The sequence below is a fragment of the Streptomyces sp. NBC_00091 genome (assembly GCF_026343185.1).
In the GTDB taxonomy this organism is placed as follows: Bacteria; Actinomycetota; Actinomycetes; order Streptomycetales; family Streptomycetaceae; genus Streptomyces.
This window is the reverse complement of sequence record NZ_JAPEMA010000001.1, coordinates 2,291,495-2,312,783: the sequence shown is the minus strand read 5'-3', so window position 1 is coordinate 2,312,783 and position 21,289 is coordinate 2,291,495. Positions and strand designations below refer to the sequence as shown.

Annotated in this window: 27 protein-coding genes; 11 read left to right on the top strand and 16 right to left on the bottom strand. The window is 70.8% G+C overall.

Annotated elements, in window-relative coordinates:
• Window positions 1-35: 35 nt before the first annotated feature.
• The 13 genes from OOK34_RS10480 to OOK34_RS10420 all read right to left on the bottom strand — a co-directional run bounded on the left by OOK34_RS10480 (window position 36) and on the right by OOK34_RS10420 (window position 7,616).
• Window positions 36-188, bottom strand: coding sequence for a hypothetical protein (locus tag OOK34_RS10480; protein WP_267033594.1), 153 nt, complete (start codon window positions 186-188; stop codon window positions 36-38).
• 351 nt (window positions 189-539) lie between these two features.
• Window positions 540-1,817 (bottom strand): site-specific integrase, encoded by a 1,278-nt coding sequence (locus tag OOK34_RS10475; protein WP_267033593.1) that lies wholly within the window; start codon window positions 1,815-1,817, stop codon window positions 540-542.
• Window positions 1,817-2,017 carry an AlpA family transcriptional regulator gene (locus OOK34_RS10470; RefSeq protein ID WP_267033592.1) on the bottom strand — a complete coding sequence of 67 codons (201 nt, stop codon included), beginning with the start codon at window positions 2,015-2,017 and terminating at the stop codon, window positions 1,817-1,819. Before OOK34_RS10470 ends, OOK34_RS10475 begins: the two co-directional genes overlap by 1 nt.
• A 2-nt stretch (window positions 2,018-2,019) precedes the next feature.
• Window positions 2,020-3,426, bottom strand: coding sequence for a replication initiator protein RepSA (repSA, locus tag OOK34_RS10465; protein WP_267033591.1), 1,407 nt, complete (start codon window positions 3,424-3,426; stop codon window positions 2,020-2,022).
• 4 nt (window positions 3,427-3,430) lie between these two features.
• Window positions 3,431-3,604, bottom strand: coding sequence for a hypothetical protein (locus tag OOK34_RS10460; RefSeq protein ID WP_267033590.1), 174 nt, complete (start codon window positions 3,602-3,604; stop codon window positions 3,431-3,433).
• A 94-nt stretch (window positions 3,605-3,698) separates the two neighbouring features.
• Window positions 3,699-4,244 (bottom strand): GGDEF domain-containing protein, encoded by a 546-nt coding sequence (locus OOK34_RS10455; RefSeq protein WP_267033589.1) that lies wholly within the window; start codon window positions 4,242-4,244, stop codon window positions 3,699-3,701.
• 7 nt (window positions 4,245-4,251) lie between these two features.
• Window positions 4,252-4,572 carry a SpdD-like protein gene (locus tag OOK34_RS10450; RefSeq protein WP_267033588.1) on the bottom strand — a complete coding sequence of 107 codons (321 nt, stop codon included), beginning with the start codon at window positions 4,570-4,572 and terminating at the stop codon, window positions 4,252-4,254.
• Window positions 4,573-4,584: 12 nt separating this feature from the next.
• Window positions 4,585-4,740 carry a hypothetical protein gene (locus OOK34_RS10445; protein WP_185902744.1) on the bottom strand — a complete coding sequence of 52 codons (156 nt, stop codon included), beginning with the start codon at window positions 4,738-4,740 and terminating at the stop codon, window positions 4,585-4,587.
• A gap of 19 nt (window positions 4,741-4,759) precedes the next feature.
• A complete protein-coding gene (locus tag OOK34_RS10440) occupies window positions 4,760-4,948 on the bottom strand; it encodes a mobile element transfer protein (RefSeq protein ID WP_267033587.1) in 189 nt (62 codons plus the stop codon).
• Window positions 4,949-4,968: 20 nt separating this feature from the next.
• Complete coding sequence (locus OOK34_RS10435; protein WP_267033586.1) at window positions 4,969-5,643, bottom strand: DUF2637 domain-containing protein; 675 nt, start codon at window positions 5,641-5,643, stop codon at window positions 4,969-4,971.
• 21 nt (window positions 5,644-5,664) lie between these two features.
• Window positions 5,665-5,856 carry a hypothetical protein gene (locus OOK34_RS10430; protein WP_267033585.1) on the bottom strand — a complete coding sequence of 64 codons (192 nt, stop codon included), beginning with the start codon at window positions 5,854-5,856 and terminating at the stop codon, window positions 5,665-5,667.
• A 78-nt stretch (window positions 5,857-5,934) separates the two neighbouring features.
• The gene (locus OOK34_RS10425; RefSeq protein ID WP_267033584.1) at window positions 5,935-7,284 is read right to left on the bottom strand and encodes an FtsK/SpoIIIE domain-containing protein; all 1,350 of its coding nucleotides are present in this window, start codon (window positions 7,282-7,284) and stop codon (window positions 5,935-5,937) included.
• 2 nt (window positions 7,285-7,286) lie between these two features.
• Window positions 7,287-7,616: a hypothetical protein gene (locus tag OOK34_RS10420; RefSeq protein ID WP_267033583.1), complete on the bottom strand. Its 330-nt coding sequence runs from the start codon at window positions 7,614-7,616 to the stop codon at window positions 7,287-7,289.
• A 153-nt stretch (window positions 7,617-7,769) separates the two neighbouring features.
• Here OOK34_RS10420 and OOK34_RS10415 point away from each other — a divergent pair, with 153 nt between their 5' ends.
• The 3 genes from OOK34_RS10415 (at window position 7,770) to OOK34_RS10405 (ending at window position 10,284) form a co-directional block, all read left to right on the top strand.
• Window positions 7,770-8,636: a winged helix-turn-helix domain-containing protein gene (locus tag OOK34_RS10415; RefSeq protein ID WP_267033582.1), complete on the top strand. Its 867-nt coding sequence runs from the start codon at window positions 7,770-7,772 to the stop codon at window positions 8,634-8,636.
• Between the two features lie 16 nt (window positions 8,637-8,652).
• Complete coding sequence (locus OOK34_RS10410) at window positions 8,653-9,315, top strand: HAD family hydrolase (RefSeq protein ID WP_267033581.1); 663 nt, start codon at window positions 8,653-8,655, stop codon at window positions 9,313-9,315.
• A gap of 543 nt (window positions 9,316-9,858) precedes the next feature.
• A complete protein-coding gene (locus OOK34_RS10405) occupies window positions 9,859-10,284 on the top strand; it encodes a hypothetical protein (protein WP_267033580.1) in 426 nt (141 codons plus the stop codon).
• 226 nt (window positions 10,285-10,510) lie between these two features.
• Here the strand turns inward: OOK34_RS10405 and OOK34_RS10400 are convergent, their stop codons facing one another.
• Both OOK34_RS10400 and phoU read right to left on the bottom strand, forming a co-directional pair.
• On the bottom strand, window positions 10,511-10,660 hold the full coding sequence (locus OOK34_RS10400; RefSeq protein ID WP_267033579.1) for a hypothetical protein: 150 nt from the start codon (window positions 10,658-10,660) through the stop codon (window positions 10,511-10,513).
• Window positions 10,661-10,779: 119 nt separating this feature from the next.
• Entirely contained in the window at window positions 10,780-11,457 is a 678-nt protein-coding gene (gene phoU, locus OOK34_RS10395) for a phosphate signaling complex protein PhoU (RefSeq protein WP_267033578.1), read from the bottom strand.
• A gap of 211 nt (window positions 11,458-11,668) precedes the next feature.
• On the opposite strand from phoU, the gene OOK34_RS10390 reads away from it, so the two are divergent.
• Together OOK34_RS10390 and OOK34_RS10385 are read left to right on the top strand one after the other, a co-directional pair.
• Window positions 11,669-12,907, top strand: a complete 1,239-nt coding sequence (locus OOK34_RS10390) for a cell wall metabolism sensor histidine kinase WalK (protein WP_267033577.1) — start codon at window positions 11,669-11,671, stop codon at window positions 12,905-12,907.
• Window positions 12,904-13,584, top strand: coding sequence for a response regulator transcription factor (locus tag OOK34_RS10385; protein WP_007265514.1), 681 nt, complete (start codon window positions 12,904-12,906; stop codon window positions 13,582-13,584). The genes OOK34_RS10390 and OOK34_RS10385 overlap by 4 nt, the downstream gene beginning before the upstream one ends.
• 75 nt (window positions 13,585-13,659) lie before the next feature.
• On the opposite strand, the gene OOK34_RS10380 is transcribed toward OOK34_RS10385, so the two are convergent.
• On the bottom strand, window positions 13,660-14,346 hold the full coding sequence (locus OOK34_RS10380) for a DUF461 domain-containing protein (protein ID WP_267033576.1): 687 nt from the start codon (window positions 14,344-14,346) through the stop codon (window positions 13,660-13,662).
• Window positions 14,347-14,900: 554 nt separating this feature from the next.
• Here OOK34_RS10380 and OOK34_RS10375 point away from each other — a divergent pair.
• The 6 genes from OOK34_RS10375 (at window position 14,901) to OOK34_RS10350 (ending at window position 21,274) form a co-directional block, all read left to right on the top strand.
• On the top strand, window positions 14,901-15,383 hold the full coding sequence (locus OOK34_RS10375; RefSeq protein WP_003953493.1) for a CarD family transcriptional regulator: 483 nt from the start codon (window positions 14,901-14,903) through the stop codon (window positions 15,381-15,383).
• A gap of 320 nt (window positions 15,384-15,703) precedes the next feature.
• Window positions 15,704-16,450, top strand: a complete 747-nt coding sequence (gene ispD, locus OOK34_RS10370) for a 2-C-methyl-D-erythritol 4-phosphate cytidylyltransferase (protein ID WP_267033575.1) — start codon at window positions 15,704-15,706, stop codon at window positions 16,448-16,450.
• Window positions 16,440-16,961 carry a 2-C-methyl-D-erythritol 2,4-cyclodiphosphate synthase gene (gene ispF, locus OOK34_RS10365; RefSeq protein ID WP_267033574.1) on the top strand — a complete coding sequence of 174 codons (522 nt, stop codon included), beginning with the start codon at window positions 16,440-16,442 and terminating at the stop codon, window positions 16,959-16,961. The genes ispD and ispF overlap by 11 nt, the downstream gene beginning before the upstream one ends.
• A gap of 115 nt (window positions 16,962-17,076) precedes the next feature.
• Window positions 17,077-18,477 (top strand): cysteine--tRNA ligase, encoded by a 1,401-nt coding sequence (gene cysS / locus OOK34_RS10360; protein WP_267033573.1) that lies wholly within the window; start codon window positions 17,077-17,079, stop codon window positions 18,475-18,477.
• An 85-nt stretch (window positions 18,478-18,562) separates the two neighbouring features.
• Window positions 18,563-19,534, top strand: a complete 972-nt coding sequence (gene rlmB, locus OOK34_RS10355; RefSeq protein WP_267033572.1) for a 23S rRNA (guanosine(2251)-2'-O)-methyltransferase RlmB — start codon at window positions 18,563-18,565, stop codon at window positions 19,532-19,534.
• Between the two features lie 165 nt (window positions 19,535-19,699).
• Window positions 19,700-21,274: a DoxX family membrane protein gene (locus OOK34_RS10350; protein WP_267033571.1), complete on the top strand. Its 1,575-nt coding sequence runs from the start codon at window positions 19,700-19,702 to the stop codon at window positions 21,272-21,274.
• The last annotated feature ends 15 nt before the right edge of the window (window positions 21,275-21,289 follow it).

Sequence of the window (21,289 nt, the reverse complement as noted above, 5' to 3'; positions counted from 1 at the left end):
GGGCTTCTTGTTGCTCTGGGGCCGTCTCTGGGCCGTCAGGCGCGCCGACGGACGCGGATCTGCACGGCAATCAGGACGGCCAGGGGCAGAACGGCGGCTGGTGGGACCTCGGTCCAGGCGGGGAGCGCCGTGGCTCCGGCGCCGATCACCAAGAACGGTAGTTCGCGTAGCGAGATGTCGATGGTCAATCCCGGGCGTGGCACCATGGAGGCTCCAGATGTGCTCGTAGGTCCAAGACAAGAGGTCGTGCAGGCGCAGACGGAAGTGAGAGCCGCCCTAGCCGGGGCGGCTCTCTTTTTGCGCTTTGGTGAGCTTACAGAGCGTTCCTGACGTGAGACAAACGTGCAGGTGGGGCTGTCGGGCTAAACCTGGTATTTCATGTTGGATCGCCAAGTTGACGCATCCTTGTCCCTCTGACCTGCGAAGATGCTTTTCAATGGCGTGGTTGCTATTTCATGTACGCCTATCCGTGCGTGCGTGCATGCATGCATGCGGGAAGGCTTCTGGATGGTTGGCTCGCGCGTGCGTAACTAATACCCTCAAGTTGTTGGTTCAATAGAGCCCCGTTTTCCGTGGTGGCTGGGCTTCTCAAGTCGCCCGTACACCGTCGCGACGGCCGTGCGGGTCCGCTCCTGGCTACTCGGCATCAGATGTGCGTAGACGCGAAGGGTGAGGCCAGGGTCCGAGTGACCCAGGTACTCAGCCAGAGCTTTCACGTTCTCCCCCGCGTCCAGCAGCACCGAAGCGTAGAAGTGCCTCAGCGCATGCATCCCGTGCTCCCGGGCGGAGGCATAGCTCTCCTGTCCCTTCTCCCTCTCGGCGATGACCCCTGCGGCGGCGAGGGCCGGCTTCCACTGGTCGGTGTTGAACATGCCGCGCCATACGTGGCCGCCCATCGGCGCGGTGAAGACGAGCCGCTTCGTCACCAGGGGGCCGCCGGCCACCCCCCACGGCAGGGTGATCGCGACGGGCGGGCAGTGCTTCATGTGGGCGCGCAGCGCATCAGCGACCGGGCCCGGCAGCGGGACGTCCCGGAGCTTGCCGCCCTTCGGTGGGGCGAACACGGCCTTGCTCCGGCTCAGCTTCAGCTGCTGGACCACGTGGACCGTGTCCGTGTCGAAGTCGATCGCGTCCACGTCGATGCCCAGGATCTCGCCCTGCCGCAGCCCGCACCCGGCACCCAGGTCCACGAGCGCGCGATACCGCTCCGGCAGCTCGGCCTGCACGGCGAAGACCCGCTCGGCGGTCCAGGGAATCACCCGTTTGGCCTCCACGGTCGGAGCCTTGACCGACCGGGCCGCGCACGGATTCTTGGTGAGCAGGGTGTCATCCACCGCCGCGTTCAGCACGCTCCGCACGTTGGAGTAGATGACCCTCGCGTACGACCCGGTTACGCCGACCGCCTTGAGCTTGGCCACCCAGTCCCGGATGTGGGCGGGCTGGAAGGACGCCAGCGGTCGCGACCCCAGGTACGGGAAGGCGTGCAGTCGCAGCTGCGACTCCATCGAGAACCCCGTGTTCGGGTCGGCGCCGTGGTTGCCGAGCCAGCGTTCCGCGTACTGCTGGAACGTGATCCGGCTGGCCTTCGGGTCGATGTACGCGCCGCGCGACATGTCGGCCTCGATGTGCGCGAGCCACTGCTCTGCCAGACGCTTCTGGCGGTCCGGGAAGGACTTGCTCTTCTCGGTGCCGTCCGGCCCGACGTACCGGGCCCGATAGCGCAGCCCGGATCCGTAGCGCTCGGTCTTGACCTTGACGGGCTTGCCGCCGGGCCCAGTCTCGATCTTGTACCAGCGGTCCTGGATGTGTCCGGCCATCAGGCAGCACTCTCCTCATTTATGAGCGAGCTGACCCACGTACGGACGTCCTCCGGGTCGTACCGGAGGTGGACCCCGACCCGGAAACCACGCGGCCCGGTCCGCTTCCGGCGCCACTGGTAGACGGTCTCCAGCGGGACACCCAAGAGGTCCGCCAGATCGGTCGGCGTGAGGTAGCGCTCGGGCAGAGCGCGGGCCATGGTCACCACTCCCCATTGGTGTCGGCGGCGTCGAGTTCGGCGCGGATCTCGCGGGCGTGATCGCGGTTGTGCTGGAGGTCCCGGCGGACGTTGGCGGCGAGCCAGGACTCACCGGGGGTCGCGCCGTGGCCGGCGTAGGACCAGTGCGCGACGACGAGGAGGGTGGCCTCCGGGTTCGCGTCGGGGTCGGGCAGGCCGAGCGAGGCGCGTTGCTGGGCGGCGCGGTAGTCGGCGCGGACCTGGCGTAAGGCGCCGAGGGTGGTCGAGTAGCGGCGCGACTTGGTGGAGAAGTGGCCACGGAAGCCGAGCATGTGAGCCCAGGCCCGCAGCCGCCGGTCCGGGTAGGCCCGGTCGAGGTCCATGCAGGCTTCCATCAGCCGCCGGGGGTGCTCGGGCACGCCGAGGAGGACGAGTGCCTCCTTGTTGCCCACCGGGTGGTCCACGGTGCCTGTCGTCTCGGCCGCTTTGGTGGCGTACTTGGCGACGTAGGAGGCGACCGCCTGTTCCGTCAGCTCCTCCCCGTTCCCGAAGGCGCCGATGGGCTGGACGTCGATCTGCTCGCCCCACCGCAGCACCCACTCGTCCTCGATCCCGTGTTCCGGGGTGGCGGGGACGACGACGCGGACGCGGGCAGCGGCGGCCCGGATGGCCTCGGTGAGGAGATCGAGGGTGGCCCAGGCGGGCGGCGGGGAGTCGGGCCCGTCGGGTCCGTCGAAGCGGATGACGGCGTGGAAGTGGACGGCCCCGCGCTTTTGGTACTCGGCGACCTTGCCGAAAGAGACCCGCGACTGCTCGCGAGCAGCCTTCTGGGTCAGGCCGGCGCGAGCAGCGATCTCGCGGCGGAGGTAGATCGTGAAGTAGCGCCACAGCTCGGAGGCGTGGTTGTTCCACAGCACCGCACCCGCGTAGTCGTACGTGGCCGGGTCGAGCGGGGTGCCCAGTTCGGCAGCGTCCTCGGAGTGCCGGACGCCGCAGCGGCAGGGTCGGGTGCCGGGGCGGTTGTGAACGGGGCCGAAGGAGGGGGCGGTGAGGGTGGCGAAGACGCGGGGGTGATCGCGGATCGTGTCGGGGGTGCCCTTGGCCCGGTCGCCGATGAGCCCGGCGCGGATGAGGTGATAGGTGTCGCCGGCGTAGGTCCAGGCGCAGGCGGGGCAGCGGGAGGCGCGGCGGTTGCCGCAGGCGACGCGCAGGACGCCGCCGGGTTCGGTGTCGGTGGTGTAGGCGTGGAGCACGGTGCGGGTGGCCGGGTCGAGGAGCTTGGTGCCGCCGGAAAGGCGGATGGGGGCGGCGCATCCTCCGGTGCGGCGGATCTGCTCGTGAAGGCGGTCGAAGCCGGGGGACCCGGCCACCCGGAGCAGGTCGCTCAGGGTGGCCGGGTCCAGGCCCGCCGCAGTGGCGGTGTAGATCACGTGATCACTTACCGACGCGGACGAGGACGGCGGTGGTGGAGCGGCCGAGTCCCTCGCAGGCGGGGCAGTGGACGGGGATGGTGGCCCGGGTGCCATCGGAGGTGCGGGCGCCGGTGGTGATCGTGGCGGTGGCGAAGCCGTCGCAGTCGCGGCACGGGGTCGAGGTGCTCTGGGGCATGATGAGCTCTCCCTTTCGGGTCCGTTGGATCTGGGATGGGTCCAGGCGCCCGGGGTGGCGGAAGTTTGGCGACCGAGGCCGTCCCGGGGGCCGCTCAGCGTGTGTTGCGCCTGCCGTGGCCCTTGACCGTGTACATCGAGGAGTCGGCGGCCGACAGCGCGTCGGTGAGGGCGGGCACCGGCAGGTGCTCGCGGTGGCAGTGGCCGACCGAGGCCGAGACCGGCAGGGCGCAGCCGTCGTGCGTGACCGGCTGGTCCAACGTGGTCCGGAGGGCGTGGAGGCCCTGGGTGAGGCCGGGGTCGGTGACGATGGCGGCGAACTCGTCCCCGCCGAGGCGGGCGGCGATGCCGTGGCGTCCGCACCAAGTGGTCAGGCGGCGGGCGGTCGTGGTGAGGACCGTGTCGCCGGCGGCGTGGCCGTGGGTGTCGTTGATGGCCTTGAAGTCGTCCAGGTCGACCAGGATCACGAGGGCGCTGGGGTGCTTGGCCATCAGGTGTTCGGCGCGGGCGGTCCACCCGGAGCGGGTGTGCAGGCCGGTCAGGGGGTCGCGGCGGGCGGTGGCCAGGCGGCGCAGGAGCAGCCCGCCGTGCAGGGCCCAGCCCAGGGACGGTAAGCCCGCAGCGATGACGTGCGTGTCCATGAGGGGGTCACCGCCCCTTCTGGAGGTCCTTGATGAGCAGGCGCAGGACCACCGCGATCACGGCCACGGAGACGCCGGTGATGGCGACCGCGAGGAGCATCGAGACGAGGACGGCGCCGACGACCAGGACCACGGCGCCACCGCCGGCGGCGAGGGCGACCACGCTGCCGGGGGTGAGCTGGACCGTGGTGCGGGCCGGGGCGTTCGGGGCGGCGGCCGTCGGCGAGGACTCGTGGCGGGGCTCGACGTCGGACGTGGTGACGGACTGCGCGAGCGGGGTGACGATGCCGGTCGGGAGCGGGTTGACCGGGATGCGCGGTCGAAGCATGGCGGGATCTCCCTACTTGGTGATCGGGTCGGCGAGCGGGGCCAGGAAGCTGTCGGCGAGGAGGTAGCCGCCGAGGAGGATCACGGCGACGAGCCACCAGGGCGGGCGGATGAGCTTGATTCCCAGGGCGCCGACGACGATCAGGGCGAGCCAGAGCGGGACGTCCATGAGGTGGTCTCCTTCGCGATCAGCGCGGGTTGCAGCGGTGAGTGCGGGCGGCGAGTTCGGCGCTGGCGCGGCTGCTGTAGTCGGCGGAGAAGCCGCACTCAGGGGCGGTGCAGGCGGCGGCGTGCTTGGTGCGGCCGTGGCCGTCGCGGTAGGTGCCGACGCGTACCGGGCCGATGCGGACGACGTTGTAGAAGCGCTTCGGGCGCATGGTGGCGATCTCCTTTCCTGTCAGGCGAGTTGGAGGGCGATCGAGTCAGCCAGGGCGGCAGGTACGCCGAGGCGGCTCCGGAGGGTTGCCGCGTCGATCGGGGCTCCGGTCTGGACGCGATGGGCGTCCGCGATCTTTCGGGCGTGATCGAGCAGCGCGGGCGGTACGGGTACGGCGGCTGTGGTGGGCGCGGGCTCCGGCTGCACCTCTTCCGGGGCGGGTTCGACCGGCGGAAGCTCGGGAGCCGGTTCCGGGACGCGCTCCACCGTCAGGTCCGGCGCGGGTTCGATGTGAGGCTGTTCCAGGGGCTCCAGGTGCGGCGTCGCCAGCTCCGGTGTCGGTGCGTGGGCCAGGAGCGTGCCGCCGAGGAAGGCGAGCGCGGGCCATCCGGCGACGAGGATGCGCAGCCAGGCCGGGACGTTGTGCAGGTCGAGCAGTCCGGCGGTGGCGATGTTGGCGCCGAGCGACGCGATCAGGGCGATGGCGAACCAGAGCCAGGCGTCGCGGTTCTCCGCGTCCATGCGCATCCGTCGCCATGCGGCGACCAACAGCAGGTCCACGCTCACCGGGTAGGCCCAGGCCTTCCATCCGTCCTGTCCAGCCGCAGCAGCGAGATCGTGCAGGTGGGCGAAGGACAAGGCCCCGGCGATGACGGCCTGGATGAGTACGGCGTCGAGGCGGAGGGTGCGGAACATGAGGCCGTCTCCTTCCTGGGTTCAGGCGGTGCCGGTGCCGAAGCAGTCCGGGCACAGCGCGGTCTGAGTGGCGTCGATCTCCCGGCGCTTGCGCCCAACCCGGACCGTCGTGGCGGTCTCCCCGGTGCCGGCGCAGGTACCGCAGGACGGCGGGGCGGACGCGGGCTTGGCCGAGCGGCGGCGCGGGGCCGGGGGCTTCTTCGTGGTGCTCATGGGGTTCCCTTCGATTCCGGGCATGGGTCGGGTAGGGACCTGGCGTGAGACGGTCACGCCGACCGAGGGGGAGAGTGACTAGTCCGTCGCCGGGATCGGCTTCACGAGCGGCACGGGCCCGTCGGACGCGGCTTCGGTGGGGACCACCGGCCGGTACGGGGCGAGAGCCGGAAGGTCCGGGGTCAGGTGCGCGTACTGGGTGCAGATCGCAGCGGCCTCCTCCGCGCTCAACGCGGGGGTGCGCATGCGGGACCAGCCGCCGGAGGAGTCGCCGGCCACCGCGACACCGGGACGGTCGGGCGGGATCGTCGTCACCGCTACCACCGCGTCCGGGGCGATGTCGCCAAGGCCCATGTCGGCGGTCTGCTTGTCGTTGACGCGGTGGACGACGCGGCCGGTGAGCTGGGCGCGGAGCGCGGTGGCACCCTTGCCGAGGTCAGACCCGAACCGCTGGCCGCAGATCTCCAAGTAGATGCCGGCGGCGCGGGCCATCTGTCCGAGGCGGATCATCTGCATGACCATCCGGTCCCGGCGTTCCTCGTCCTTCTTCCCGGCCACGAGGAACAGCTCCGCGACCTCGTCCACCAGCAGCACGACCGGCACCGGCCGGACCTCTTCGGGCAGAGCCCACAGGTCGGCGGCCCCGTGATCGCTCAGCAGGTCGAAGCGGTTTTCCATCTCGTCCACGAGCGCGTCCAAAAGCCCCGAGGCCTCTTCCGGCGTCACGGCAAGTGCCGACAGACGCGGCGCGTATCCCCGCTGTTCGACACCCCGCTTGCAGTCGATCCCGACGAGGGCGACCCGCAGTCGGGCGAGGCCTACGACCAGGTTGCGCAGGTACATGGACTTGCCCGACTGGTTGGCGCCGAGCGTCAGGGCGTGGGGGACCTTGAGGTAGTCCCGGACGAAGGCGGTGCCGTCCTCCCTGAGCGCGACCGCCACCGTCATCGGACCGGCAGGCGGGCGGCGCGGCATCTTCACCCGCTGGAGTACGTCGTAGCCGGTCATCCGCAGCTCGACGAACCCGGGCCGGGTCTCGATCACGTTGACGGAGCGGACGCCCCAGGCGTGCCGCAGCCGTTCGGAGGCCGCGATCACGTCGGCGGGTTCCAGACCGGCCGGCAGACGCAGGGTGACCCGCATGCCGGTCGAGGAGCCCCGGACGCGCCGGACCTTCGGCGGTACGGGCTGCACGTCACTGCGACGAGCGACGTTGCGCACCAGGAACGCCCGCAAGCGGGACGGCTGCACCGTCAGCCCGCACACGTCCATCGTGGAGCGGTACGTCACCGCGAACCGCACCCGTGCCACCGGCAGCCCGACCAGGGACCAGAACACGCGGGGCGCGCGGATCTTCGCGTAGCCGAGACCTCCGCCCGCACCGGCCAGGGGGAGGCCGACCTCCCATAAGGTCGTCAGGTCGGCCATGGTCAGGCCCCGGCGGTGAGGGCGACGGCGCGGAACGAGATGCCGTGCCGGGTCTGGCCGTTGAACGTGTTCTCCCAGTCCCGGGCCTTCAGTCCGATCACCGAAACCGGCATGCCCGGCATCAGCCCCTCGGGGAGACCCGTCTCCGGCACGGTCACCTGGTAGAGGTTGCCCTCCCCCTCGTCCGAGATCAGCAGGCCCACCGTGGACAGGCCGGCACCGGTCTCCCGGTCGACGGCGCGCTCACCGGTCTGCTTGCTCACGAGCTTCGGCACGGGGGCCGTGGCCACGAACACCACGGCGGTCGACGTGTCCACCTTGAACGACGGCATGGTTTCTCCTTCAGAGATGCCAGCAGGAAGCTAGATGACCAACTTGGCTAGCCCGGTTGGTCACATCTCGAAGGTAGGAGACGTGGCTAGCCATGTCAACAACATGACTGGCATGGCTGTCCTGCCTGGAGGGGTTTCGCCTACCATCGACCCATGACCTTCGTCCCCGAGCCCCTAGACCCAGACGACGACCGAGCCCCGTACGAGCAGGTGGCCAGCAGCCTCAGCGCTGCCATCCGAACGAGGCGACTGGGCCCTGGCGAGAAGCTCCCGTCCCACAAGGAACTGACGGAGCTGTACGGGTTCGCGCGGGCGACGATCCAGCGCGCACTGCGCGACCTCGAAGACGAGGGCCTTGTTGTCTCCCGCAAGGGCAGCGGTGTCTACGTCCGCAACCGGACCGAGCGGCCGGCGGGCCTGCGGCCGTACGTCGAGCAGGCCTTCGCCAAGGAACACGTGACCATCGACTTCGCCGGATTCTCCAGCGAGACGCTGCACGGTGCGCTTCAGGAACCGCTGGACAAGATCCGCGTCGGTCGGCTCACGCCGTCGAGCATCACCATGCGGATACTCGTCCCGGACATGTCCGTGCCGCAGGCAGCACCCGTGCGCATGGAGGACGGAGCGGACGACGAGCGGCTCCGCGACCGCATGCACGACATCATGGTCAGCTACACGCGCAGCATTCGGGATGCCATCACCGAGCTGGAGCACCTGGGTCTCGTCGCCGAGGCGCGGATCAAGGTCCGCGTCCACAGTGGCACGCAGTTCTTCAAGCTCTACGTGATCAACGAAGAGGACGCGTTCTTCGGGTACTACCCGATCCGTCCGAACAAGGTCGTCGCCCAGGGCGAGGTGATCGAGATCTACGACCTGGTGGGCAAGGACACCACGCTCTTCCACCACTCGATCAACGACGGCGAGTCTTCCAGCGGGGCACAACAGGTCCAGCAGGCCCGCATGTGGTTCGACAGCGTGTGGGAGACCATCGGAAGGGACTTCGACCTTGACGCACGATGAGCGGCTCTCAGGAGTCTTGGCGAACGCGCGCGTTGTCTTCTTCGACTTCGACGGGCCGGTGTGCGACGTGTTCGCCGGGCTGCCCGCTCCGGAGGTCGCCAAGCAGCTGACCTCGTTGCTCTCTTCCCAGGACGAAGCCGCGGGCGCGAAGGCCGCCGAGACCGACGATCCGATCGAGGTCCTGCGGATCGCCCATGAAGCCGGTGCCGCCATCGGCCGGGAGGTGGAGCAGGCGCTGACTGCGGCGGAGGTCGAAGCCGTCGCAGTGGCCGGCCCGCCGACTCCTGGAGCGGTGGAGGCCCTTCGAGCCGCTCGCTCCTCGGGGCGCGAAGTGCTGGTGGTGAGCAACAACTCTGCCGAGTGCGTTCAGCGCTTCCTGGAGATCCATGGTCTGGGGGGTCACGTAGCGGAGATCGTCGGGCGCCCAGTCGGACAGCCCCACCTGATGAAGCCCAACCCGTTCCCGATCATCACGGCGGCGGAGCAGGCGCGGGTGGGGGTAGAGGACTGCACCCTAATTGGTGACTCGCTCACCGACGTCCAGGCCGCTCATACAGCCGGCGCAACGGTCATCGCCTACGCCAACAAGCCCCACAAGGCCGCGCTCTTCGCCGAAGCGGGAGCCGACGCCATCACGGACGCCATGCAGGCCATCGCCGACGCATTCACCACGGCGTAGCCGTAGGAGCCAAGCGGACCTGTTACAGGTTTCTCTACCTCATCAAGCACCCGGCTGCGCTCCGCTCCGCCGGGCGGGCTTCCCGGCTCCGCTCCGCGCGACGCTCCTGCCTTCGGCCCGCTCCGCGCGCGCTGCGCCGACGCCCGCCCCTACGGCGGGATAGGCCCAAGGGCATGAGCCGAGTCCCCAGAGGCCGCTGGATCCGCCTCTCACCAAACATGCCTCCGGCGGGGGCGCTCAGGCTCCGGGATGGCGGGGGCGCCGCACGCGAGTGCCGGCCGTATGTGGCTGGGGGCGGGGAACTCCCATCCCGTCTGCCGTCGACCCAGGGCAAGCCGAGCAGACACGGCACCGGGCGTCCAGGTCGTTCGTACAGTGGCGCGCTCCACCTGGACGCCCGGCACCGCGCCCGCTCCACATACGTGTGGGTCGACGGCAGACGGGATGGGAGTTGGGGTGGGTGGTGCGTCGAGGCGGGGGCTCTCGCGGGGGCATTTACTCAAGCCGGACCTGTTAATCGTGTGCCGCCGCTAGCCTGACTGCTTGATCAGCACGAGTCTTGGGGAGGCCGCGATGAATGACCGCGAAGGCAGGCAGCTAGCTCCTGGAGATCCTGTGACCATCTCCTTCACGAGTGACCGGCCGTACCACTTGCAGGGCGCTCACGGGGTAGTGCTGAGCCTGGGAACCAAGAGGGTGAAGGTGGAGCTGACCCGAGCTGCCTTCGAGAGCGGCGATGGCAAGGTGGAGACCTTCCTTCCTCGTGACCTGACGTATGGCCATGAAGGGACTCCGAGGAACGCGGACAAGATGGCGGAGACGATGCTGGAGATCCAGCGAGTGCCTGTCCGCGAAGCGACAGCGCTTGGGGTAGAGGCTGGCGTCATCACGAAGGCGCAGGCTGAGCAGCTCGTCCAGCTCTGGCAGGACCACACCGCAGCGAAGTCGGCATGGCGGACGACCGGCTGAGTGCCTTGGCTGGGCCGTCCCTGGGCCGTGGGACGGCGGCCAAGGGTGGCCGAGGGTGACAACCGCTGACCGCGCGACCGCAGGTCAGGGCCAGGGTGCCGGGTAAAGCCCCAGGCCGGGTCAAGAACCAGGGCAAGAAGTAACCCGCGGCCCGCAGGGCCTCGTACGGCACGCGAGAGGGCCCCGTCCGGAACGGACGGGGCCCTCTTGGGCTGCGTGGGCGGGGTCAGCCGCCGCATTGGCAGGGGGCGCCGGACTGGCAGCCGCAGCCGCAGCCGGAACCGCAGCCGCAGGCCGCGAGCAGCGGGAGGCTCAGGGGCTCCGGGCGGGCCGGCTGCTCCTGTTCCGGTGTGATCGGGACGGGGGAATCGGGCATGGTTCCTCCTCGTAGGCGGCGTACGGGGGCTTCCTATGGCGGAGTGCCTTCGCCCTCATTCATGCCCAGCCACACCGGCGCGTCAACGGCGCATTGGGGCGTGCCGACGCGAAGGCGGATCAGACGCCCTCGACCTGCGTCGGCTGCTGCAGCTCGTCCGCGTGCTCACCCGTCACCAGGTACACCACGCGCTTCGCCACCGACACCGCGTGGTCCGCGAACCGCTCGTAGTAGCGGCCCAGCAGGGTCACGTCCACCGCCGTCTCGATGCCGTGCTTCCAGCGGTCGTCCATCAGGTGCTGGAACAGGGTGCGGTGCAGGTGGTCCATCTCGTCGTCGTCCTGCTCCAGCTGGAGCGCCAGGTCGACGTCCTTCGTGATGATGACCTCGGCCGCCTTCGCCATCAGGCGCTGCGCCAGCTGCCCCATCTCCAGGATCGTCGCGTGCAGGTCACGCGGCACCGCCGTGTCCGGGAAGCGCAGCCGCGCCAGCTTCGCCACGTGCTGCGCCAGGTCGCCGCTGCGCTCCAGGTCCGCGCTCATCCGCAGCGAGGTCACCACGATGCGCAGGTCGGTGGCGACCGGCTGCTGGCGGGCCAGCAGCGCGATGGCACGGGCCTCCAGGTCGTGCTGGAGGTCGTCCACCTTCTGGTCGGCGGCGATCACGCTCTCCGCGAGCTTCAGGTCGGCGTCCAGCATGGAGGTCGTGGCCCGCCCGATCGCGGAACCGACGAGCCGGGCCATCTCGACCAGGCTTTCTCCGATCGAGTCCAGTTCCTCGTGGTACGCGTCGCGCATGGTGTCCCTCTCCTACCGGCTTGCCTACTGCTCGCTACTTCTGCTGTGTGGACTGTCGTGCCCCACGTTGACACGTTGGGTCGCCAACGCGTCCGACTCCGGCATCACAAGTGAATCAACCCCGTCGTCAGGGTGAACTCTGGGCGACGACTGTTCGAGGTGCCACCCGAACGGCTGTGGAAGTGTCGCCGAGCCTGCTTAACCTGGATCCATGGACGTGAACGCGGCGGTCGCCGCAGCTGCTGCGATCGCCGGTCTCTGCACCGGCGTCATCGCCATGCTGGCGTTCCGCTGGAGCGAGCGCGACCAAGCCCGCCCCACCCGGAGCTCCATGCGCCCCGACATCAACGCGGTACTCCCACCCGGAGTGGACACCGTCCTCTCCGTACTCCGCTCCTCCGCCGTCGTCCTCGACGAGGGGGACGCGGTGGTCAAGGCCAGCTCGGCGGCGTACGCCCTCGGGCTGGTCCGCGGCGGCAAGCTGGCCGTGGAGCCCATGCTCCACATGGCCCGCGACACCCGCCGCGACGGCGAGATACGCCAGATCGAGCTCGACCTGCCCCGGCGCGGCACCGGCCGCGGCGAAGCCCTCGCGGTCTCCGCCCGCGTCGCCCCGCTGGGCTCCCGGCTGGTGCTCCTGCTGGTCGAGGACCTCACCGAGGCCCGCCGCATCGAGGCGGTGCGCCGCGACTTCGTCGCGAACGTGTCGCACGAGCTGAAGACCCCGGTCGGCGCGATCTCCCTGCTCTCCGAGGCGGTCATGGACGCCGCCGACGACCCCGAGGCGGTCAGCCGCTTCGCGGGCCGCATGCAGATCGAGGCCACCCGCCTGATCAACCTCGTGCAGGAGCTCATCGACCTCTCCCGGGTACAGAACGACGACCCGCTGGAGGACGCCGAGCCCGTACGGGTGGACACGCTGGTGGCGGAGGCCATCGACCGCTGCCGCCACACGGCCACCTCCAAGCAGATCACCATGGCCGCCGGCGGCACCGCCGACCTGCGCGTCTGGGGAAACCGGGGCCAGCTGGCCGCCGCCCTCGGGAACCTGGTGGAGAACGCCGTCAACTACAGCCCCGCCCGCACCCGCGTCGGCATCGCCGCGCGCCGGGTGGCCGCGCCGGGTGGAGACTTGATCGAGATAGCCGTGACCGACCAGGGCATCGGCATCCCGGAGAAGGACCGCGAGCGCATCTTCGAGCGCTTCTACCGCGTGGACCCCGCCCGCTCCCGCGCCACGGGAGGAACCGGACTGGGCCTCGCGATCGTGAAGCACGTGGCGGCCTCGCACGGCGGGGAGGTGTCGGTATGGAGCTCCGAGGGCCAGGGCTCCACGTTCACCCTGCGACTCCCCGAGGCGGCCGCGCCGGCCCCGGCGACGGCCCCGGAACCCGCCAGACCCCTGCTTGAACCAGAACCAGTCATTCCTGCCCCGGAGGTCCTTCCGTGACCCGAGTGCTCGTCGTAGAGGATGAGGAATCCTTCAGCGACGCCCTGTCCTACATGCTCCGCAAGGAAGGCTTCGAGGTCGCGATCGCCGCGACGGGGCCCGACGGGCTCGACGAGTTCGAGCGCAACGGCGCCGACCTCGTCCTCCTCGACCTGATGCTGCCCGGCCTGCCGGGCACCGAGGTCTGCCGGCAGCTGCGCGGCCGCTCCAACGTTCCCGTGATCATGGTGACCGCCAAGGACAGCGAGATCGACAAGGTCGTCGGGCTGGAGATAGGAGCCGACGACTACGTCACGAAGCCCTTCTCCTCCCGGGAGCTGGTCGCCCGCATCCGCGCGGTCCTGCGCCGCCGCGGCGAGCCGGAGGAGGTCACCCCGGCGGCCCTGGAGGCGGGTCCCGTACGGATGGACGTGGACCGGCACGTGGTCACCGTCGCCGGAGCCAAGGTGGACCTCCCGCTGAAGGAGTTCGACCTGCTGGAGATGCTCCTGCGCAACGCGGGCCGCGTCCTGACCCGCATGCAGCTCATCGACCGGGTCTGGGGCGCGGACTACGTCGGCGACACCAAGACGCTGGACGTCCACGTCAAGCGGCTCCGCGCCAAGATCGAGCCGGACCCGGGCGCGCCGCGCTACCTGGTGACGGTCCGCGGCCTGGGCTACAAGTTCGAGCCGTAAGCCGGCCCCGCCTGGACGGAAACAAGGAAGGGCCCCAGCCGCGTCGCGGCTGGGGCCCTTTCCCGTTGTCTGGCGTCAGTGCCCGGCGGTGGGCGACGGGGAGCCCGACGGCTTGCCGGACGGGGTGCCGGAGGCGGCGCCCGACGGGGTGGCGCCGGCGGCGGGGGAGCCCGAGGGGGAGCCCGACGCGGCGGGGGAGGCCGAGCCCGAGGGGGCGCCCGACGGGGCGGCGCCCGGGGCGGCGGGGGCCTCGGTCGGGCCGTAGCCCGCGTACATGCCGGTGGCCGGGACGACGAAGGCGTCCAGCGCGACGTCACCCGCGGTGCTCAGCTGGAAGACGACGTTCTGCACGTTGCCGTTCTGGACGGCCTCGCGGCCGCCCTCGATGACGGCGGAGGCGTTGCCCTTGCCACCGAGCACCACGGAGCCGCCGGCGGGCACGGTGATCTTGCCGGAGCCCTCGGCCGCCTTCAGGACCACCTTGGACTTGCCACCCTCAAGGGTGATCCCGTCCAGGGTCTGGGGCTTGGCGCCGGCGTTGAAGACGGTCGCCGTGACGGCGGCCGGGCCCTTCTTGCCCTTTTCGCCCTTGGTGATCACCAGGGCGTTCTGGATCTTGATGTCGCCCTTGGTGACAGCGGCGTTGTCCGGCTTGATCTCGAGAGTCTGCGCGTCGTTGCCCGCACCGCACGCGGCGAGCGAGGCGATCGAGAACACGACGGCGGTAGCGGCGAGGGCGCCGCGTCGAAGGCTGCGGCTCACGGCTGCGGCAACTCCTAGGACGTACGGACGGGCGGGCGGGCTCTCGGGACGGCCGAGGTAAAGCCGCCCTAAGGGTGTGTCAGCGCGCTTAGGTTACCGAGCCGCCGCCCCGCCCCCGCACCCGACCCTCCGCAGCGCGCGCCCCGCCCTGGGCCGGTCCCGCGATCTTCCATTCCGCTATCCCGCCCGAGGGCGCCGCGTGATCAATTCCGGGATTCCCCCGAACGCGTCTTCGTGATCAATTCCGGATTGGGCCGGAACCCGCTCCGTACGGGTGGCCGCCAGGCGAACGGAGTACTTCGGTTTCCTGTCCGGGAACCCGGCAAAACGGGACGTACGTCACACGGGTGGCCGCGTCCGTCAGGTGTAACGTGGTCGTTTCGCCCGGTCCGCACAGCGCCTCCGACCTGCGAATACCCCCTTCCGGAAGCCTTTCGCAGCACGTTCGTGTCGCTGTTGTCAAGCCCCGAGATGTGCCCTGACCTGCGAAAACGCCATTCATAACAGTCAGTTCTCGTGTTACCCTGGATAGCCACGGAAGGGGTACCTGTCACATGACGTTCAAGGTTGGCGACACCGTGGTCTATCCCCATCACGGGGCCGCGCTGATCGAGGCCATTGAGACTCGTCAGATCAAAGGCGTGGACAAGACCTACTTGGTGCTCAAGGTCGCTCAGGGCGACCTGACGGTTCGTGTGCCTGCGGACAATGCGGAGTTCGTCGGCGTTCGCGACGTAGTCGGCCAGGACGGGCTGGACCGGGTCTTCGAGGTGCTCCGCGCACCGTATGCAGAAGAGCCGACGAACTGGTCCCGGCGCTACAAGGCAAATCTGGAGAAGCTCGCTTCTGGCGATGTCATCAAGGTCGCCGAAGTCGTGCGTGACCTGTGGCGTCGTGAGCGTGAGCGCGGTCTCTCCGCCGGTGAGAAGCGCATGCTCGCGAAGGCGCGCCAGATTCTGGTGAGCGAGCTCGCGCTCGCCGAAAACACCAACGAGGACAAGGCTGAGGCCCTCCTCGACGAGGTTCTCGCGTCCTGACGCTCGAACCGACCACAGTGTGCCGCGGTGCCCGATGACTGACCCTCTCTCACGAGAGGGCTGTTGCCGGGCGCTGCGGCATGTCTGCACCCGGCACCATGCACCCCGGCACCCCGCACCCGGGACCCTTCACCGGGACCTGCATCCGCGCAGCCCCCGTACACAGTCCTACGCTCTACCCACGCTCGGCCTCACCTGGCGTGCCGGGTCCGGGCAGCCGGCTCGACCGGTCGTCACGGAAGGGGCGAGGGCGTCGCACCCGGCACCCTTCAGGCCATACCCATGTCGGCCGAAGTCACAAACCTGGCTCGGAGCTACTGATGTCTGACGAATCCCGCCCCCACCGCACCGCCGCGGTGATCCCGGCCGCCGGCCGCGGGGTACGCCTCGGCCCCGGCGCCCCCAAGGCCCTGCGGGCCCTCGGCGGGACCCCGATGCTGATCCACGCCGTCCGCGCCATGGCCCGCTCCCGCGCGGTCGCCCTCGTCGTGGTCGTCGCCCCGCCCGGCGAGGCCGCCGAGGTACGCCACCTCCTGGACGAGCACGCCCTGCCCGACCGCACCGAGATCCTGGTCGTCCCCGGCGGCGACACCCGCCAGGAGTCCGTGCGCGCCGGCCTGGACGCGCTCCCGGCCGACATCACCTCCGTACTGATCCACGACGCGGCCCGCCCGCTGGTGCCCGTCGACACCGTGGACTCCGTCATCGAGGCCGTCCGCGACGGCGCCCCCGCCGTGGTCCCCGCACTGCCCCTGGCCGACACCGTCAAGGAGGTCGAGCCCGGCGAGCCCGGCGCGCCCGAGCCGGTCGTCGCCACGCCCGAGCGGGCCCGGCTGCGCGCCGTGCAGACCCCGCAGGGCTTCGACCTCGCCACCCTGCTGCGCGCGCACGAGGCCATCGCCGTCAGCGGCGAGGGCGCCACCGACGACGCCGGCATGGTGGAGCGCACCGGGGTCACCGTCGTGGTCGTCCCCGGCCACGAGGAGGCCTTCAAGGTCACCCGCCCGCTCGACCTGGTCCTCGCCGAGGCCGTACTCGCCCGCAGGAGGGCCACCGATGTCTACTGAGCCCCGGCTCCAGCCCCCGCTCCAGCCCCCGCTGATCCCGCTCGTCGGGATCGGCACCGACGTGCACGCCTTCGAGACCGGCCGCGAGCTGTGGTGCGCCGGCCTGCTGTGGGAAGGGGAGGACGGCCTCGCCGGTCACTCCGACGGCGACGTCGCGGCCCACGCCGCCTGCGACGCCCTCTTCTCCGCCGCCGGCGTCGGCGACCTCGGCGCGCACTTCGGCACCTCCCGCCCCGAGTGGTCCGGCGCCGCCGGGGTCACCCTCCTGGCGGAAGCCGCCCGCATCGTCCGCGCCGAGGGCTTCGAGATCGGCAACATCGCGATCCAGGTGATCGGCGTACGCCCGAAGATCGGCAAGCGGCGCGACGAAGCGCAGAAGGCGCTCGCGGCGGCGGCGGGCGCCCCCGTCTCCGTCTCGGGCACCACCACCGACGGCCTCGGCCTCACCGGCCGCGCCGAAGGGCTCGCCGCCATCGCCACCGCCCTCGTCTACCGGACGAACCGGGGCTGATCGCGACGTACGACTGCCAGGCGGTCGTTACGGATGTCACCTCTTCGGCAGCAAAGCGTCCCCGCGGCCTCAAACGGTCGCGGGGCACTGCCACAGGCGCACTACCCTGGATGCCGTGACTATTCGCCTGTACGACACCAGCGCCCGGCAGATCCGCGACTTCATCCCCCTCGTCCAGGGCTGCGTCTCGATCTACCTCTGTGGCGCGACCGTGCAGGCCGCTCCGCACATCGGGCACATCCGCTCCGGCCTCAACTTCGACATGATGCGCCGCTGGTTCGCGTACCGCGGCTACGACGTGACCTTCATCCGCAACGTCACGGACATCGACGACAAGATCATCGCGAAGTCGGCCGAGCAGCGCCGTCCCTGGTGGTCCATCGGCTACGAGAACGAGCGCGCCTTCAACGACGGCTACCAGGCCCTCGGCTGCCTGCCGCCCACCTACGAGCCCCGCGCGACCGGACACGTCACCGAGATGGTCGAGATGATGCGCGGGCTCATCGAGCGCGGCCACGCCTACGAGTCCGAGGGCAACGTCTACTTCGACGTGAAGTCGTACCCCGGCTACCTCTCGCTCTCCCGCCAGGAGCTCGACAACATCCGCCAGCCGGAGTCCACCGGCGAGACCGGCAAGCGCGACGCCCGCGACTTCGCCATGTGGAAGTCCGTCAAGCCCGGCGAGCCCTCCTGGGAGACCCCCTGGGGCCGCGGCCGTCCCGGCTGGCACCTCGAATGCTCCGCCATGGCACACAAGTACCTCGGCGAGGCCTTCGACATCCACGGCGGCGGCCTGGACCTGATCTTCCCGCACCACGAGAACGAGATCGCCCAGGCCAAGGCCTTCGGCGACGCGTTCGCGAACTACTGGGTCCACAACGCCTGGGTCACCATGTCGGGCGAGAAGATGTCGAAGTCGCTCGGCAACTCGGTGCTCGTCTCCGAGATGGTCAAGCAGTGGCGCCCGATCGTGCTGCGCTACTACCTCGGCACCCCGCACTACCGGTCGATGATCGAGTACAGCGAGGAGGCACTGCGCGAGGCGGAGTCCGCCTTCGCGCGCATCGAGGGCTTCTACCAGCGCGTCATCGAGAAGGCGGGGGGGCCCGTCGAGGCCGCCGCCGAGGTCCCGCCGGCCTTCGCCGAGGCGATGGACGACGACCTGGGCGTCCCGCAGGCGCTCGCCATCGTCCACACCACCGTCCGCCAGGGCAACAGCGCGCTGGCCGCCGACGACAAGGACGCGGCCATCGCCCGCCTGTCGGAGGTACGGGCCATGCTGGCCGTCCTCGGCCTGGACCCGCTCGACCCGCACTGGGCCGGCGAGGCCGACCGCGGCGAGGACCTGCACGGGGCCGTCGACACCCTCGTACGCCTGGTCCTGGAGCAGCGCGAGTCCGCCCGGGCCCGCAAGGACTGGGCGACGGCCGACGCCATCCGCGACCAGCTCCAGCAGTCCGGCCTGGTCATCGAGGACAGCCCGACCGGCCCGCGGTGGACGCTCGGCCCCCGCTGAGCTGCCATGTTGTGCCGCCCGGCGCTCCGGGCGGCACACTCTTCATACGTACATATCGCAGCACCAACGAAAACAGGTAGAGGTCATGGCCGGGAACAGCCAGCGCAGGAACCGCCGCACGTCCAACAAGAAGGGCGCCACGGTCGGCAGCGGTGGCCAGCGGCGCAAGGGCCTGGAGGGCAAGGGCCCCACCCCCAAGGCCGAGGACCGCAAGAAGCACAAGGCGAACCGCATCAGCAACGCCATCGCCCGCCAGGCCGCCAAGCGCCGCCCCGCCCCCCGCCGCGGCGGCCCCAAGGGCACCAGCGAGATGGTCGTCGGCCGCAACCCGGTCTTCGAGGCGCTGCGCGACGGCGTCCCCGCCACCACCCTCTACGTCCAGCAGTTCATCGACAACGACGAGCGCGTCCGCGAAGCCCTCCAGCTCGCCGCCGAGCGCGGCAACATCAACCTGATGGAAGCCCCGCGCCCCGAGCTTGACCGGATGACCAACGGGCTCAACCACCAGGGCCTGGTCCTCCAGGTCCCGCCCTACGAGTACGCGCACCCGGAGGACCTCACCGCCGCCGCGTACGACAACGGCGAGGACCCGCTGATCGTCGCCCTCGACGGCGTCACCGACCCGCGCAACCTCGGCGCGATCGTCCGCTCCGTCTCCGCCTTCGGCGGCCACGGCGTGGTCATCCCCGAGCGCCGCGCCGCCGGCATGACCGCCGGTGCCTGGAAGAGCTCGGCCGGCACCGCCGCCCGCACCCCGGTCTCCCGCGTCACCAACCTGACCCGCGCCCTCCAGGAGTACAAGAAGGCCGGCATCGCCGTCGTCGGCCTCGCCGCCGAGGGCACGCACACCGTCCGCGACCTGGACGCGCTCGCCGGCCCGGTCGTCATCGTCGTCGGCTCCGAGGGCAAGGGCCTCGGCCGCCTCGTCGGCGAGAACTGCGACTACCTCGTCCGCATCCCGATGCCGGGCGGCGCCGAGTCCCTCAACGCCGGTGTCGCCGCGGGCGTCGTCCTCTACGAGGCCGCCCGCAAGCGTGACGAGCGGGGCCGCGCCTGACGGCCACGGGCCGTCCAGCCGCCCGCGCTTGATCCACTTGGCCCACGGAACATGACCCGTGAGCGTGTCGCCCCGCCCCTTCCGGGCGGGGCGACTTGATCTTGACGGGTCTCGGACAGATCCCTGCTGTCAAGGCAGTGTCCTAAACACTCATCACTCGGTTAGATGAGTGTGGACACCAGAACGTCAGGGTTCGACGACCAGCCCGCGCTGAGCATGGTCAAGGTGCCGTGCGACCCCGCACAGGTCATCGTCAACCACGCCAGCTTCCGCGTGCGGCTCGCACCGAGCCCGAGCGCGCGTTCCAAGCCCGCGAACGCCCCCGGCCGCGCGCCCCTCGTCGGCGCCGGAGCGGTCGCCCTCGCAGGAGCCACCCGCCGCCGCGCCCCCGTCGTCTGGAGCGGCAAGTCCGCCCCCGGCGACGCCGCGGCCATGGGAGGACTCCTCCAGGCCGCACGGGAGGCCGGCCGCGGCCACGACGACTACGACGGCGGAGCCGCCACCCAGACCATCCCCCGCGTGGACCTGGCGCACGACCTCGCCGAGGACACCCTCGCCACCCCCACCGTCATCGGCCAGCAGCGCACCTACGGAGACCCGGACGAGACCCGCCCGCTGGCCGCCGTACGCGACCTGCCGCGCCGGCCGTACGAACCGTACGAGCCGTACGAGCCGTACGAGAGCCACGACGGGCCGTACACCGGCCCCGACGCCGGCCCCGACCCCGACGCCCGCCGCCCCGCCGCCGACACCCGCGGCCAGGCCTCCTACTACCCCGGCCGCCGGATGAACCTCGGCGTCGTGCTGCTCCCGCTGCGCGTCTTCCTCGGCTTCATCTCCATCTACGCCGGCATGGGCAAGCTGTGCGACCCCGTCTACTTCGACGGCGGCGAACGCGGCTCCATGGTCACCTGGCTCCAGACCCTGCACCCCTGGGCCCTCGCGGAACCCCTCCGCGACTTCGCGCTGGCGCACCCCGTCGGAGCCGGGCTCAGCGTGGCCTTCCTCCAGGTGATCGTGGGCGTCCTGACGGTCTTCGGGCTGTGGCAGCGCTTCGCCGCCTGCATCGGAGCCCTGCTCTCCGCCGCCCTGCTGATGACGGTGAGCTGGAAGACCGTCCCCGCCTACGACGCGCCCGACATCATCTACCTGGCCGCCTGGAGCCCGCTGATCATCGCCGGCGCGCCCGTGTACTCCCTCGACGGGCGGCTCGCCGGCGAGGCCTGGCGCACCCTCGGCCCCCGCTCCGAGGTCTGGCGGCTGCGCCGGCGCGTCCTGCGGCGCGGGGCCGTCATGGCCACCGTCGTATGCGGGCTCACCCTCCTCATCGGCTCCGTCCTCGGCGGGGCCGTCCGCTCCAACACCGTCGTCACCGTCCCCGGCCCCGGCGAGGCCCCCAGCAACTACCTGCCCGGCAGCCCGCTCCCGCAGGCCCCCGCCCAGCAGCCCGGACCGGCCCGGCAGCAGCCCTCGAAGCAGGCCGCACCCTCGGCCGCACCCTCCGAGTCCGCCACCAAGCCCCGCACCAGCAGCAGCGCCCCGGCCCGGGAGAGCGCCGGGACCGGCTCCGGAGCCCCCAGCGCCACCAAGGGCTCCGGCAGCAGCCAGACCCCGCGCGGCAGCACCACGAAGCAGTCCAGCCCGCAGCAGGCGCCCACCTCCACCTCGGGAAGCCGCACCGGCTCCGCCGGGGACACCACCACCAAGAAGCCCGGCCTCGTCGGAGGCCTCCTGGGCTGACCCGCCGAGAACCGG